Genomic DNA, 239 nt, shown 5'->3' with positions numbered 1-239 from the left:
CAATCGAACATGATCTTAATGACCAAGTATCTGAAGAACTGGCTAACCATAAAATTATTCATATCGATCAAAATGAATCAGATGCAAACCTTTTGACACGCTTAGCAGATGAGCATGATGCGATCGCTACAATTAAGAACGGTATGTTGCTGTTTATGCCAAAAGGCAAAAGCCAAACGATATCTGGCCAAGAGCTTCCAACTTTTGTTTTGACCAGGTCAAAAGGCGATGAACACAGA

1 protein-coding gene is annotated in these 239 nt (G+C 39.3%); it reads left to right on the top strand.

Annotated elements, in window-relative coordinates; genetic code table 11:
• The coding region (locus tag ACWXWW_RS18340) for a hypothetical protein (RefSeq protein ID WP_455971479.1) at positions 1 to 239 on the top strand (239 nt) is incomplete at both ends.

This window comes from Microbacterium sp. KNMS (assembly GCF_053851835.1).
This window is presented reverse-complemented; position numbering and strand designations above follow the sequence as displayed.